16 protein-coding genes are annotated in these 12609 nt (G+C 46.6%); all 16 read left to right on the top strand.

Going from position 1 to position 12609, the window contains the following annotated elements:
• Positions 1–16: 16 nt before the first annotated feature.
• The 16 genes from ftsY to sucD all read left to right on the top strand — a co-directional run bounded on the left by ftsY (position 17) and on the right by sucD (position 12600).
• Positions 17–1006, top strand: coding sequence for a signal recognition particle-docking protein FtsY (gene ftsY / locus AC1DN5_RS05410; RefSeq protein ID WP_047475039.1), 990 nt, complete (start codon positions 17–19; stop codon positions 1004–1006).
• Positions 1007–1088: 82 nt separating this feature from the next.
• Entirely contained in the window at positions 1089–1859 is a 771-nt protein-coding gene (locus AC1DN5_RS05405) for a phosphotransferase family protein (RefSeq protein ID WP_045926115.1), read from the top strand.
• 119 nt (positions 1860–1978) lie between these two features.
• Positions 1979–2311 (top strand): putative DNA-binding protein, encoded by a 333-nt coding sequence (locus AC1DN5_RS05400; protein ID WP_003154299.1) that lies wholly within the window; start codon positions 1979–1981, stop codon positions 2309–2311.
• A gap of 13 nt (positions 2312–2324) precedes the next feature.
• Entirely contained in the window at positions 2325–3665 is a 1341-nt protein-coding gene (gene ffh / locus AC1DN5_RS05395) for a signal recognition particle protein (protein WP_047475037.1), read from the top strand.
• A gap of 105 nt (positions 3666–3770) precedes the next feature.
• Positions 3771–4043: a 30S ribosomal protein S16 gene (rpsP, locus tag AC1DN5_RS05390; protein WP_003154296.1), complete on the top strand. Its 273-nt coding sequence runs from the start codon at positions 3771–3773 to the stop codon at positions 4041–4043.
• Positions 4043–4288 carry a KH domain-containing protein gene (locus AC1DN5_RS05385; protein ID WP_007611392.1) on the top strand — a complete coding sequence of 82 codons (246 nt, stop codon included), beginning with the start codon at positions 4043–4045 and terminating at the stop codon, positions 4286–4288. Before rpsP ends, AC1DN5_RS05385 begins: the two co-directional genes overlap by 1 nt.
• A gap of 88 nt (positions 4289–4376) precedes the next feature.
• A complete protein-coding gene (locus AC1DN5_RS05380; RefSeq protein ID WP_016936141.1) occupies positions 4377–4763 on the top strand; it encodes a YlqD family protein in 387 nt (128 codons plus the stop codon).
• A gap of 4 nt (positions 4764–4767) precedes the next feature.
• Positions 4768–5292, top strand: coding sequence for a ribosome maturation factor RimM (gene rimM, locus AC1DN5_RS05375; protein ID WP_016936140.1), 525 nt, complete (start codon positions 4768–4770; stop codon positions 5290–5292).
• Complete coding sequence (gene trmD / locus AC1DN5_RS05370) at positions 5289–6020, top strand: tRNA (guanosine(37)-N1)-methyltransferase TrmD (RefSeq protein ID WP_016936139.1); 732 nt, start codon at positions 5289–5291, stop codon at positions 6018–6020. The genes rimM and trmD overlap by 4 nt, the downstream gene beginning before the upstream one ends.
• A gap of 140 nt (positions 6021–6160) precedes the next feature.
• Complete coding sequence (rplS, locus tag AC1DN5_RS05365; RefSeq protein ID WP_003154288.1) at positions 6161–6508, top strand: 50S ribosomal protein L19; 348 nt, start codon at positions 6161–6163, stop codon at positions 6506–6508.
• A gap of 142 nt (positions 6509–6650) precedes the next feature.
• Complete coding sequence (gene ylqF / locus AC1DN5_RS05360; RefSeq protein WP_047475028.1) at positions 6651–7499, top strand: ribosome biogenesis GTPase YlqF; 849 nt, start codon at positions 6651–6653, stop codon at positions 7497–7499.
• 72 nt (positions 7500–7571) lie between these two features.
• The gene (locus AC1DN5_RS05355) at positions 7572–8339 is read left to right on the top strand and encodes a ribonuclease HII (RefSeq protein ID WP_366969397.1); all 768 of its coding nucleotides are present in this window, start codon (positions 7572–7574) and stop codon (positions 8337–8339) included.
• 16 nt (positions 8340–8355) lie between these two features.
• Positions 8356–10059 (top strand): glycosyl transferase, encoded by a 1704-nt coding sequence (locus AC1DN5_RS05350; protein ID WP_327814210.1) that lies wholly within the window; start codon positions 8356–8358, stop codon positions 10057–10059.
• Positions 10056–10337: a FlhB-like flagellar biosynthesis protein gene (locus AC1DN5_RS05345; RefSeq protein WP_327814211.1), complete on the top strand. Its 282-nt coding sequence runs from the start codon at positions 10056–10058 to the stop codon at positions 10335–10337. The genes AC1DN5_RS05350 and AC1DN5_RS05345 overlap by 4 nt, the downstream gene beginning before the upstream one ends.
• A gap of 174 nt (positions 10338–10511) precedes the next feature.
• The gene (gene sucC / locus AC1DN5_RS05340) at positions 10512–11669 is read left to right on the top strand and encodes an ADP-forming succinate--CoA ligase subunit beta (RefSeq protein WP_016936134.1); all 1158 of its coding nucleotides are present in this window, start codon (positions 10512–10514) and stop codon (positions 11667–11669) included.
• Positions 11670–11697: 28 nt separating this feature from the next.
• Positions 11698–12600: a succinate--CoA ligase subunit alpha gene (sucD, locus tag AC1DN5_RS05335; protein ID WP_016936133.1), complete on the top strand. Its 903-nt coding sequence runs from the start codon at positions 11698–11700 to the stop codon at positions 12598–12600.
• Positions 12601–12609: the final 9 nt, after the last annotated feature.

The following is a 12609-nucleotide window of genomic DNA, read 5'->3' as shown; positions in this document are numbered from 1 at the left end:
GGAAAGAGGTTGAAAGATGAGCTTTTTTAAAAAATTAAAAGAGAAAATCACGAAACAGACAGACTCCGTCTCTGAAAAATTTAAAGACGGTCTCGAAAAAACAAGAAATTCCTTCTCAAATAAAGTGAACGAGCTCGTCTCACGCTACCGGAAAGTCGACGAAGATTTCTTCGAAGAGCTTGAGGAAGTGCTGATTAGCGCTGACGTCGGTTTCACAACGGTCATGGAACTGATCGACGAGCTCAAAAAAGAAGTGAAGCTGAAAAACATCCAAGACCCTCAGGAAGTGCAGTCCGTCATTTCTGAAAAGCTCGTCGACATTTATAACAGCGGCGACGAACAGATTTCTGAACTGAATATTCAGGACGGGCGCTTAAATGTTATTCTTCTTGTCGGCGTAAACGGCGTCGGAAAAACGACAACGATCGGAAAGCTGGCCCATAAGCTGAAGAATGAAGGCAAATCCGTTGTGCTTGCTGCCGGAGACACCTTCAGAGCCGGGGCGATTGAACAGCTTGAAGTGTGGGGGGAGCGTACTGGCGTGCCTGTCATTAAGCAGGCTGCCGGGAGTGACCCTGCGGCAGTTATTTACGATGCCGTACACGCGGCTAAAGCAAGAGGCGCGGATGTGCTGATTTGTGATACGGCCGGCCGCCTTCAGAATAAAGTAAACTTAATGAAAGAGCTTGAAAAAGTCAAACGCGTCATCGAACGCGAAGTGCCTGAGGCTCCGCATGAGGTTCTGCTTGCGCTTGACGCGACGACAGGTCAGAATGCGATGGCGCAGGCGAAAGAATTCTCCAAAGCGACGAATGTGACGGGTATCGCATTAACGAAGCTTGACGGCACCGCAAAAGGCGGTATCGTCCTGGCGATCCGCAATGAGCTTCACATCCCCGTGAAACTGGTCGGCCTCGGAGAAAAGGTTGACGACCTCCAGCGGTTTGATGCAGAATCTTACGTATACGGTCTCTTTTCTGATTTAGTTGAAAAAGCCGAGGATTAATGAATAAAAAACGAGTATAAAACCTTCCATTTTATACTCGTTTTTTTATACGCATTGATACTCGGAATGGAGGGAGCAGTTGTTGGACAAATGGCTGAAAGCTGAATTGGAAAGGAAGATCGGCGCGATAAACCATATGTCGCTGCTGGATGAACAGGGAGGCACTTCAACCGTTCGGAAAATAGTGACCGGCCAAGACGCATTTTTGCTGAAAAGTTCTTTTCAACAGAAGTATCGGGAATGGTTAATGAGAGAAGCCTTCGTTTTACAACAACTGACGGAAACTCGTCGTCTGCCTGTTCCTATTTATTATGGGATGATACAGGAACAGCATGCCAGCCATATCGTCATGTCATTTGAGGATGGAATCACCCTCACTTCTGCTTTAAGAAAAGCAAAAGGGGATACTGAAAAGAAAAAGCTGATCAAAAGTTTCGGCCAGTTTCTGCAACGGCTGCATGAAACCGAAATGGTCCCTGGTTTACAGCTGGAAACAGACTGGCTCGATCTGCAAATCAAACGAGCCGGGGAATATGTCAAAAAAGGACAGGCTGAAGGAAGTGCAGAGCTTTTGAAGGATTTGGACCGGTACAGACCTGTTCCTGTTCAGCAGACAATGATTCACGGTGACTGCACGACTGATAATGTGCTGGTGAAAGACGGAGAGGTCTGTCTGTTTATCGATGCTGCGGGAATATCGGCGGGAGATCCGCGATATGATGAATCATTAGCGATCCGTCATTTTGTCACAAATGAAGCATGGCTCAATGCTTTTTACGAAGGCTATTGCCGCTATCGTGTATCAAAACAAGAATTCGAGTATTTTAACGGCGGTCTATACGAATTTTTTTAAAAACTGATTATGTAAAAAGAGCCTCATGCTTTGACAAGATAAAAACTTGACACACGCTCTGAAACCATGTAAACTATGTTTTTGTAAAGGGATTTGACTTAACAAAGGGGAGAGCTCAAATGTCGCTCGAAAAAACGACGAGAATGAACTATTTGTTTGACTTCTATCAGTCGTTGCTGACGTCAAAACAAAAGAGCTATATGTCGCTTTATTATCTGGACGATTTCTCCCTTGGTGAAATAGCCGAAGAGTATGACGTTTCAAGGCAAGCCGTTTACGATAACATCAAACGGACTGAAGCGATGCTTGAACAATATGAAGAAAAACTGCTCCTTTTTAAAAAGTTTCAGGAGCGTAAAGAAATGTTTACAAAGCTGAAAGAGCTTGCTTCCGGCTTGCAGGAAGAGGAAAAAATGACGGCTCTGATTGAAGCGCTTGAGAAATTAGATTAGGAGGCGGCAAACAATGGCATTTGAAGGATTAGCCGACCGACTGCAAAAGACGATTTCAAAAATCCGCGGAAAAGGAAAAGTCAGCGAACAAGACGTAAAAGAGATGATGCGTGAAGTTCGTCTTGCGCTTCTTGAGGCTGACGTTAACTTTAAAGTCGTAAAGGATTTTGTGAAAAAAGTAAGTGAACGGGCTGTCGGACAGGACGTCATGCAGAGTCTGACACCCGGTCAGCAGGTTATTAAAGTCGTAAAAGAAGAGCTTACCGAGCTGATGGGCGGCGAAGAAAGCAAAATTGCCGTCGCCAAACGCCCGCCGACCGTTATTATGATGGTCGGGCTCCAAGGTGCCGGTAAAACGACAACCACGGGGAAGCTCGCCAACCTGCTGCGCAAAAAACATAACCGCAAACCGCTGCTCGTGGCTGCAGATATTTACCGTCCCGCTGCGATTAAGCAGCTGGAAACACTGGGGAAACAGCTTGATATGCCGGTCTTTTCGCTTGGCGATCAGGTCAGCCCGGTGGAAATTGCCAGACAGGCGATTGAAAAAGCGAAGGAAGAGCATCATGATTATGTGATTTTAGATACCGCCGGACGGCTGCACATCGATCACGAACTGATGGATGAGCTCTCCGGCGTAAAGGAAGTCGCAAACCCTGAAGAAATTTTCCTTGTCGTCGACTCAATGACCGGTCAGGATGCGGTGAACGTCGCCAAAAGCTTTAATGACCAGCTCGGTTTAACGGGCGTCGTTTTAACAAAGCTTGACGGGGATACCCGCGGAGGTGCGGCGCTTTCTATCCGTGCAGTCACTGAAACGCCGATTAAATTCGCCGGAATGGGAGAAAAACTCGACGCTTTAGAAGCGTTCCATCCCGAGCGTATGGCATCCCGGATTCTCGGAATGGGTGACGTGTTAACCCTGATTGAAAAAGCTCAGGCGACAGTTGATGAAGACAAAGCCAAAGAGCTTGAGCAGAAAATGAGAACGATGAGCTTCACATTGGATGATTTTCTTGAGCAGCTCGGCCAGGTCCGAAACATGGGGCCTCTTGACGAACTGTTGCAAATGATGCCCGGCGCAGGCAAAATGAAAGGCTTAAAAAACATCCAAGTCGATGAAAAACAGCTGAATCATGTGGAAGCGATCATTAAATCAATGACTGTTCTTGAAAAAGAACAGCCGGATATCATTAACGCCAGCCGGCGGAAGCGGATTGCCAAAGGAAGCGGAACATCCGTTCAGGAAGTCAACCGTCTTTTAAAGCAGTTTGAGGAAATGAAAAAAATGATGAAGCAGATGACCAACATGACAAAAGGGAAGAAAAAAGGCTTTAAACTACCTTTTATGTAATCGGTTATACATGATAAAACCGTTGTTAAGAAAAAACACTTTACAAACACTTTTATCATTGTTAATATACTATCTTGTTGAAATATTTTCGGAGGTGCTAGTAAAATGGCAGTAAAAATTCGTTTAAAACGTATGGGAGCAAAAAAATCTCCTTTCTATCGTATTGTTGTAGCAGATTCTCGTTCACCGCGTGACGGCCGTTTCATCGAAACAGTCGGAACATACAACCCGGTTGCAAAGCCGGCTGAAGTGAAAATCAACGAAGAGCTTGCTCTTAAATGGCTGCAAACAGGAGCTAAACCTTCTGATACAGTCCGCAACTTGTTCTCAAGCCAAGGAATTATGGAAAAATTCCACAACGCTAAACAAGGCAAGTAATGACTGATCAGAACTTGGAAGATTTGATTGTCAGCATTGTGGCTCCGCTTGTCGACCATCCGGAAGACATAACGGTCACAAAAGAAGAGACCGATCAAAAGATTGCGCTGCGCTTATCTGTCAATAAGTCAGATACCGGTAAAATTATCGGAAAGCAAGGCCGGACTGCAAGAGCGATTCGAACCGTCGTTTTTGCAGCTGGCGCACAGTCTTCTAAGAAAGTTCAATTTGAAATATTTGACTGAAAGGGAGAGGGCCGGCACCTCCCCTTTTTTTACACGTAAAAAAGGCAAATGAACAGAAATATGTTGGAAGAGTGGGGAGTCTGGTCCTATGCAGATTATTCACAGGGTTACCGTTATGCAGGTTCTGACCGAGCAAAGCAAGGAAAAGCTTTTGGCCTCTTTTGCAGAAAAAAAGCAAACGCTTGAACGAGAATGCAGCCAGCTCTATTTTCAGCTTAGAAAACATGAAAAAGATCAGCAGAATCCCGATGTAGCGGAATCTTTTAAAAAAGCCATTGAGAAAAGACAAGACAAAATCAAAATGATCGATTTCCAAATAAGCCAGACACATTCGCTCCCGCTCGGAAGCGAAGTGAAGGAAAAGGAGATCGATGCGCTGCTTTCAATCAACGTCGGTGATAACTGGCATGAAAAAACAGCGGCAAATACCATCGTCATAAAAGACGGGGTAGTAATTGAAATTCGCCCGAGGTGATAATATGACAAACAGATGGTTTAATGTAGGCAAAATTGTAAATACCCACGGCATTAAAGGCGAAGTGCGGGTCATTTCTAAAACCGACTTTGCCGAAGAACGGTACAAGCCCGGCAATACGCTCTATTTGTTTGCGGAAGGGGCTGCGGAGCCAATCAAAGTAACGGTCAGCACCCACAGGCTTCACAAGCAGTTTCACCTGCTGCAATTCAAAGAAATGCCGAGTCTTAATGAAGTCGAACACCTAAGAAACATGGTGATCAAAGTCCCTGAAGAAGACTTGGGAGAGCTTGAAGAAGATGAATTTTATTTTCATGAAATCATCGGCTGTGAAGTGGTATCAGAGGACGGGGAACTGATCGGCACAGTGAAGGAAATCTTGACGCCCGGGGCTAATGACGTATGGGTAGTTGCAAGAAAAGGGAAAAAAGATGCGCTCATTCCGTATATCGCTTCTGTGGTCAAGGATATTAATATAAATGAGAAGAAAATTAAGATTCATGTAATGGAAGGGTTAATAGACGAATGAAAATCGACTTTTTAACACTGTTTCCCGAGATGTTTCAAGGGGTTCTCGGCTCATCCATCCTGCAAAAAGCACAGGAAAAAGAGGCTGTCCGTTTTGACGTCATCAATTTCCGGGCTTTTTCGGATAATAAACACCAAACGGTTGATGATTACCCGTACGGCGGGGGAGCCGGGATGGTGTTAAAGCCGCAGCCTGTGTTTGATGCCGTTGAAAAGCTGACAGCCGGTACGGATGCCAAGCCGCGCATTATTCTCGTCTGCCCGCAAGGTGAACGTTATACGCAGAAGAAAGCCGAGGAGCTGGCGGAAGAGGAACATCTGATGTTTATTTGCGGACATTATGAAGGGTATGATGAACGGATCCGGGAACACCTTGTCACGGATGAAATCTCCATCGGGGATTTTGTGCTGACAGGTGGAGAGCTCCCTGCCATGATGATTGCCGACAGTGTTGTCAGGCTTTTGCCGGGCGTCCTCGGAAAAGAAGCATCCCACGTGGAGGATTCCTTCAGCACGGGGCTTTTAGAGCATCCGCATTATACAAGGCCTGCAGATTATAAAGGCTTAAAAGTGCCTGAGATGCTTCTGTCCGGCAACCATGCCAAAATAAAAGAATGGCGCAATAAAGAATCAATCAGAAGAACCTTTTTAAGACGTCCGGATCTTCTTGAAAACTATCCTCTCACCGATGAGCAAAGAAAATGGATTTCCGAGTGGGAAAACGAATAGATTCTATTGCGCAGGCAATGAAGATATGATAAGATACTACTTGTGGCTTAAGAAGGCTTATCCTTCAAAAGCTTGAAAACGATGTTCCGCTGTGCCTTGCAGTTGTGGCTAAGAGCATCTGTTGGAAGGAGTTGAAAACGATGCAAAAACTAATTCAAGATATCACAAAAGAACAGCTTCGCACTGATCTTCCTGCGTTCCGTCCTGGTGACACTTTACGTGTACACGTAAAAGTTGTTGAGGGTAACCGTGAGCGTATCCAGATCTTCGAAGGTGTTGTGATCAAGCGTCGTGGTGGTGGAATCAGCGAAACGTTCACAGTTCGTAAGATTTCTTACGGTGTTGGCGTTGAACGTACATTCCCTGTACACACACCAAAAATCGCGAAAATCGAAGTTGTACGTTACGGTAAAGTACGTCGCGCTAAGCTTTACTACCTGCGTGAACTTCGCGGAAAAGCGGCTCGTATTAAAGAAATCAGACGATAATGATAACGAACGAAAAGAGCTTGTTACCCGTAACAGGCTCTTTTTTTATATGACATTTGTAAAAGCGGAACAAGCAACGTAAAATACATAAGAGATCACCGGGACATACAGTTCCGGCAAATAAGGCAGGTGTCGAAGTCACATGACCATTCAATGGTTCCCGGGCCATATGGCTAAAGCGAGACGGGAAGTAACAGAAAAACTGAAGTTAATTGATATCGTCTACGAATTGGTGGATGCGAGAATACCGATGTCATCGAGAAACCCGATGATTGAGGAAATTTTAAAAAATAAGCCGCGCATTATGCTTTTAAATAAAGCCGATAAGGCCGATGCGGCTGTAACGGCCCAATGGAAGGATCACTTTCAGGGACAGGGGATTCCCTCTCTTTCAATAAACTCCGTTAACGGACAGGGGCTGCATCAAATCGTGCCGTCCTCGAAAGAACTGCTGAAAGATAAGTTCGATAAAATGAAAGCAAAAGGCATTAAGCCAAGAGCGATCCGCGCATTAATCATCGGCATTCCGAACGTCGGGAAATCTACGCTCATCAACCGTCTGGCCAAAAAAAACATTGCCAAGACGGGAGACAGGCCCGGCATTACCACTTCCCAGCAGTGGGTAAAGGTAGGCAAGGAATTAGAGCTGCTCGATACACCGGGGATTTTATGGCCTAAATTTGAAGACGAGCTTGTCGGTTTGCGCCTGGCGATCACCGGGGCGATTAAAGATTCCATTATCAACCTGCAGGATGTGGCCGTTTTCGGGCTGCGCTTTCTGGAAGAGCATTATCCAGACCGCCTAAAGGAGCGTTACGGACTTCAGGAAATCCCTGAGGATATCGCCGCTCTTTTTGACGCGATCGGTGAAAAACGCGGCTGTTTAATGGGCGGCGGACTGATTGACTACGATAAAACGACAGAAGTCATCATCCGGGACATCCGGACGGAAAAGTTCGGCAGGCTTTCATTTGAAACACCATCAGAATAAAGACGCGCAGCGATGCGGGTCTTTATTTTTTCCGCAGAATACCGATATACATAATGTAAGGGAGAAGAGAACGTGAATACATTAACCGTAAAAAGCGTAAAAGAACGCCTGCAAGAGGTCAAAGATGAAAGAGACCCCTTCCTTGCCCAATGTGAAAAAGATCCGAGAAAAAGCGTACAGACGCTTTTAGAGCAATGGCTGAAAAAACACGCGAAGGAAAAAGCCCTTAAAGAGCAGTGGCTGAACATGACGGCATACGAAAGGCTGTCATACAACAAGGGCTTCCGCCTGATTGCAGGCGTTGACGAAGCGGGAAGAGGGCCGCTTGCCGGACCGGTTGTCGCAGGTGCTGTCATTTTGCCGGCAGAATGCGAGATTCTCGGGCTCACGGACTCGAAGAAACTGTCGGAAAAGAAGCTCGGGGAGTATTACGATCGGATTACGGAAGAAGCCACAGCGATAGGAGTAGGCATTGTCCATGCGGATGTCATTGACCGGATCAACATTTATGAGGCCGCGAGACTCGCGATGGTAAAAGCGGTCAATGCTTTAACGGAAACACCTGATTATCTGCTTGCAGATGCCATGACGCTTCCGCTTGACATTCCGCAGTCATCTGTTATAAAAGGGGATGCCAAAAGCGTGTCAATTGCCGCCGGAGCCTGCATTGCTAAAGTAACGCGGGACCGTCTCATGGCGGAATACGCCAAAACCTATCCCATGTACGGCTTTGAAAAAAATAAGGGCTACGGAACGAAAGAACATCTTGAAGCTCTTCAGGCATACGGACCGACAACTATTCACCGAAAAACATTCGCTCCCGTTCAATCTTATTGTTAGAAAAGAGGCTTAAGACATGAACATAAGCGGCGAAATCCAAGCGGCTTTCAGACAGCTGACGGCGGAAATCTCTCAGGATCGGCAAGACGGCGGTAAAGACAGCGGCGAAAAAAGACTGCTGTTAGGGAAGGTTCTCCGTTTGCTGGACGATCAAAGCGCGCTTATCCAAATCGGCGGCCGGACGATGCAGGGAAAGCTTGAAACCGCCCTCCGTCCTCAGGCATATTACTGGTTTTCTTATGACAGACAGCCGGCGGAAAAAATAGGCCGGCTTCATGTTGTTGACCAATTTGATGGAAGCCCGAAAACCGTTCAGGAAGCGGCGGGAAGACTGTTAAACGCTCTTTCCGTCAAACCGAACCCGGTATCTCTGCAGATTGCCGAAACGTTTATGCAGCAGAAGCTGCCGATGACGGAAAACAGCCTCAAAGCCTGCATCCGCTGGGCTGAATCGCTTCCGGCCGCCGAATTGAAAAAGGCGGCAGAAACAATCGTATTTGCGCTGAAACGGGAACTGCCCGCGCACCCTGAAGTCTTGTCAGCCATTCATGCCGTTAAATATCCGGTTCCGACCCGCCGCCTTCTTTCCGGACTGCTTCAGGCAATCAATCAGGCTCCGCAATCGGCAAAAGAGCTGTCCGCGCTTCAAGAGGCGGTTTCTGGCGTGTTAGACGCGGAAACGGATCTTCATGCAGAGCGCCTCTTGAAGAAGCTTGCCGAGGCCGCACGCATGCCGATTTCAGAAACCGAGGCGATGGATAAAGGGGAACGGACGGAATTAAAACAATCACCAATTGTCCGAGAGACTCGTGAAAACGTAAAGGCAGCCACAAGCCGCCCTTCTCCTCCGCGTGCCCGGACAGATACGGAGCTGCCTGAAAAAGCGGCAAGACAGCTTATCGAAAAATTAATGACATCAGCCGAAAAGAATGAAACCCGTCTCGTAAAAGAAACGGCGGAGATCATCAAGGCTTTCATTTCTCAAGATAAAACATCCAAAACAGCACCTGTTCTCCAAAACGTACATCTGACAGAACAGGAGGCGGCTGTTTTCGAAAAAGCCGTTCAGCTTACTGAACTGAAATATGCGGAAAAACATGACGTATTAAGCCTTTTGCAAAGAATCAAAAAAGGGCTGGGCACCCGTGATGAATTATCATTCATTACAGCGCTTGAAAAAGGCGCGGCTCCGCAGCCGGAGAAACAAGCGCTGAAAACGGCTCTCCAAGCCGTCCGGACGCTTCAAGACGCGCCCCAATCCGTTAAACAAGAGGCAGAACCGCTCATTCATAAATTAAACGGACAGCTGTTTATTGAGCAGCAGAATCCATCTTTTACGCAGATGGTGCTGTCATTTCCGTTGGGAGCGTCCGCGTATGAGAATGACATCACAGTTCTCTTTAAAGGACGAAAGAAGCCGGACGGAAAACTCGATCCGTCACATTGCAGGCTCCTGTTTTTGCTGCACCTTGAAACGCTGCAAGAAACCGTTGTGGACTGTATGATTCAGCAAAATGTAATGACCATTACGGTTGAGACCGATTTTGAGCTTCAGGCGGCCATCGACCCTCTCGTACCGGCTTTAAAAGAGGCTGTAAAAGAAACCGGCTTCAGTCTGTCGGGCGTTACGGCTAAAAAGCGGCGACCGAAAGACCAGAGCGCTCTTGTGGAAGAGTTTATAGAAAAAGACGGCGGACGAAAAGTGGATGTGAAAATATGAAAGAGCAAACGCCGTTAAGAAGAGCTGTCGCCCTGCATTACGACCGGCAGAAAGACCAAGCCCCGAAGATTGTCGCAACAGGCAGGGGGCATGTCGCGGAAAATATCATAAAAGAAGCTGAGAAGGCGGGGGTTCCCATTCAGGAAGACAGAACCCTTGTCGAATTAATGCGCCATTTAACGGTCGACGATCAGATACCGGAAGCGCTTTATGAGACCGTTGCTGAAATTTTTTCATTTGTTTACCGACTGGATGAAAGCCTGAAAAACGAAAAATAAGGAACATTCATTTCCCGGACTCCGTATAAATTTATATTTTCAATAAAATAAAAGTTAGAATGTTCGGAAGGATATAAAGATTTTGTTTTGAACCCTAGACAATTCTTCCAGTATTATATAGAATGAAAGCGCAGTCTATTTTTAGTTTTGCTACATAAGTTAGGAGGATGGGAAATGAATATCCATGAGTACCAGGGAAAAGAAGTCCTCAGAAAATACGGGGTGTCTGTTCCTGAAGGTAAAGTGGCTTTTACAGCAGAGGAAGCAGTTGAAAAAGCAGAGAGCCTGTCAAGCTCGGTTTATGTCGTAAAGGCGCAAATCCATGCTGGCGGCCGCGGCAAAGCTGGTGGGGTAAAGATTGCAAAAACAATAGATGAAGTGAAGGGGTATGCAGAAGAACTGTTAGGCAAGACGCTCGTCACCCATCAAACGGGTCCGGACGGACAAGTAATAAAACGCTTACTTATTGAAGAAGGCTGCGATATTAAAAAGGAATACTATGTCGGGCTTGTACTTGACCGCGCCACTTCAAGAATCGTTTTAATGGCGTCTGAAGAAGGCGGAACGGAGATTGAAGAAGTAGCGGAAAAAACACCTGAAAAAATTAAAAAAGCGGTTATTGATCCGGCTGTCGGCCTTCAAGGCTATCAGGCAAGGGAAATTGCATTCGCAATTAACATCCCGAAAGAGCTTGTCGGCAAAGCCGCTAAATTTATGCTCGGTTTATATAAAGCATTTGTTGAGAAGGACTGCTCCATCGCCGAGATCAACCCTCTCGTCGTCACGGGAGACGGAAACGTCATGGCGCTCGATGCTAAGCTGAACTTTGACAGCAATGCGTTATACAGACAAAAAGATATTATGGAATACAGAGATTTAGACGAAGAAGATCCGAAAGAAATCGAAGCGTCAAAATACGATTTGAGCTACATTTCCCTTGATGGAAATATCGGCTGTATGGTAAACGGCGCGGGTCTTGCGATGTCTACAATGGATATCATTAAACACTACGGCGGAGAACCTGCAAACTTCCTGGATGTCGGGGGCGGCGCCACCGCTGAAAAAGTAACGGAAGCTTTTAAAATCATTCTTTCCGATCAAAACGTAAAAGGAATTTTCGTAAATATTTTCGGAGGCATCATGAAGTGTGATGTCATCGCCGAGGGCGTTGTTGAAGCGACGAGACAAGTCGGATTGACATTGCCGCTGGTCGTGCGCCTTGAAGGGACAAACGTAGATTTAGGAAAGAAAATCCTGAATGAATCAGGCTTAAACATTACATCTGCGGAATCAATGGCAGACGGCGCGCAGAAAATCGTATCCTTAGTTTAGGAAAGAATGAAAGGCAGGGGACCAGATAATGAGTGTTTTTATCAATAAAGATACGAGAGTTATTGTACAGGGGATTACAGGTTCTACCGCTTTATTTCATACAAAGCAGATGCTGGAATACGGCACGAATATCGTTGGCGGTGTAACACCTGGTAAAGGCGGAACGGAGGCGGAAGGCGTACCGGTATTCAATACGGTCGCAGAAGCGGTTCGTACAACAGGCGCTGATGCGTCAGTCATTTACGTGCCCGCTCCGTTTGCGGCGGACGCAATTATGGAAGCGGTTGACGCGGAAATTGATCTTGTCATTTGTATCACTGAGCACATTCCGGTTTTGGACATGGTGAAAGTGAAGCGCTTTATGGAAGGAAAGAAAACGAGATTAATAGGGCCGAACTGTCCTGGTGTTATTACGCCTGAAGAATGCAAAATCGGCATTATGCCTGGATACATTCATAAGAAGGGGCATGTAGGCGTTGTATCCCGTTCGGGAACATTGACATACGAGGCCGTCCATCAGCTTTCAGAAGCCGGCGTAGGCCAATCTACCGCTGTAGGAATCGGCGGTGACCCGGTCAACGGCACGAACTTTATTGACGTGTTAAAAGCGTTCAATGAAGATCCTGAAACACATGCCGTCATCATGATCGGAGAAATCGGCGGCACAGCTGAAGAGGAAGCGGCTGAGTGGGTGAAAGCAAACATGACGAAGCCTGTTGTCGGCTTTATCGGCGGTAAAACCGCTCCTCCGGGAAAACGCATGGGCCATGCGGGCGCCATCATCTCCGGAGGAAAAGGCACGGCAGAAGAAAAAGTCAAAACGATGAACGCCTGCGGGATTGAAGTGGCGGAAACCCCTTCTGTAATGGGCGAAACGCTGATTAAGGTGTTAAAAGAAAAAGGCTTATTTGAAACGTGCAAAACTCACTGATTGAAGCAG

The organism is Bacillus sp. 01N42_2 (assembly GCF_056399565.1).
This window is presented reverse-complemented; position numbering and strand designations above follow the sequence as displayed.

Bases quoted from the DNA above. Each gene is read 5' to 3' on its own strand.
- trmD (WP_016936139.1), top strand. From the start codon at position 5,289: ATGAAAATCGACTTTTTAACACTGTTTCCCGAGATGTTTCAAGGGGTT.
- AC1DN5_RS05350 (WP_327814210.1), top strand. From the start codon at position 8,356: ATGAACATAAGCGGCGAAATCCAAGCGGCTTTCAGACAGCTGACGGCG.
- rimM (WP_016936140.1), top strand. From the start codon at position 4,768: ATGACAAACAGATGGTTTAATGTAGGCAAAATTGTAAATACCCACGGC.
- AC1DN5_RS05380 (WP_016936141.1), top strand. From the start codon at position 4,377: ATGCAGATTATTCACAGGGTTACCGTTATGCAGGTTCTGACCGAGCAA.
- sucC (WP_016936134.1), top strand. From the start codon at position 10,512: ATGAATATCCATGAGTACCAGGGAAAAGAAGTCCTCAGAAAATACGGG.
- sucD (WP_016936133.1), top strand. From the start codon at position 11,698: ATGAGTGTTTTTATCAATAAAGATACGAGAGTTATTGTACAGGGGATT.
- ffh (WP_047475037.1), top strand. From the start codon at position 2,325: ATGGCATTTGAAGGATTAGCCGACCGACTGCAAAAGACGATTTCAAAA.
- ftsY (WP_047475039.1), top strand. From the start codon at position 17: ATGAGCTTTTTTAAAAAATTAAAAGAGAAAATCACGAAACAGACAGAC.
- AC1DN5_RS05385 (WP_007611392.1), top strand. From the start codon at position 4,043: ATGACTGATCAGAACTTGGAAGATTTGATTGTCAGCATTGTGGCTCCG.
- rpsP (WP_003154296.1), top strand. From the start codon at position 3,771: ATGGCAGTAAAAATTCGTTTAAAACGTATGGGAGCAAAAAAATCTCCT.
- AC1DN5_RS05400 (WP_003154299.1), top strand. From the start codon at position 1,979: ATGTCGCTCGAAAAAACGACGAGAATGAACTATTTGTTTGACTTCTAT.
- ylqF (WP_047475028.1), top strand. From the start codon at position 6,651: ATGACCATTCAATGGTTCCCGGGCCATATGGCTAAAGCGAGACGGGAA.
- rplS (WP_003154288.1), top strand. From the start codon at position 6,161: ATGCAAAAACTAATTCAAGATATCACAAAAGAACAGCTTCGCACTGAT.
- AC1DN5_RS05345 (WP_327814211.1), top strand. From the start codon at position 10,056: ATGAAAGAGCAAACGCCGTTAAGAAGAGCTGTCGCCCTGCATTACGAC.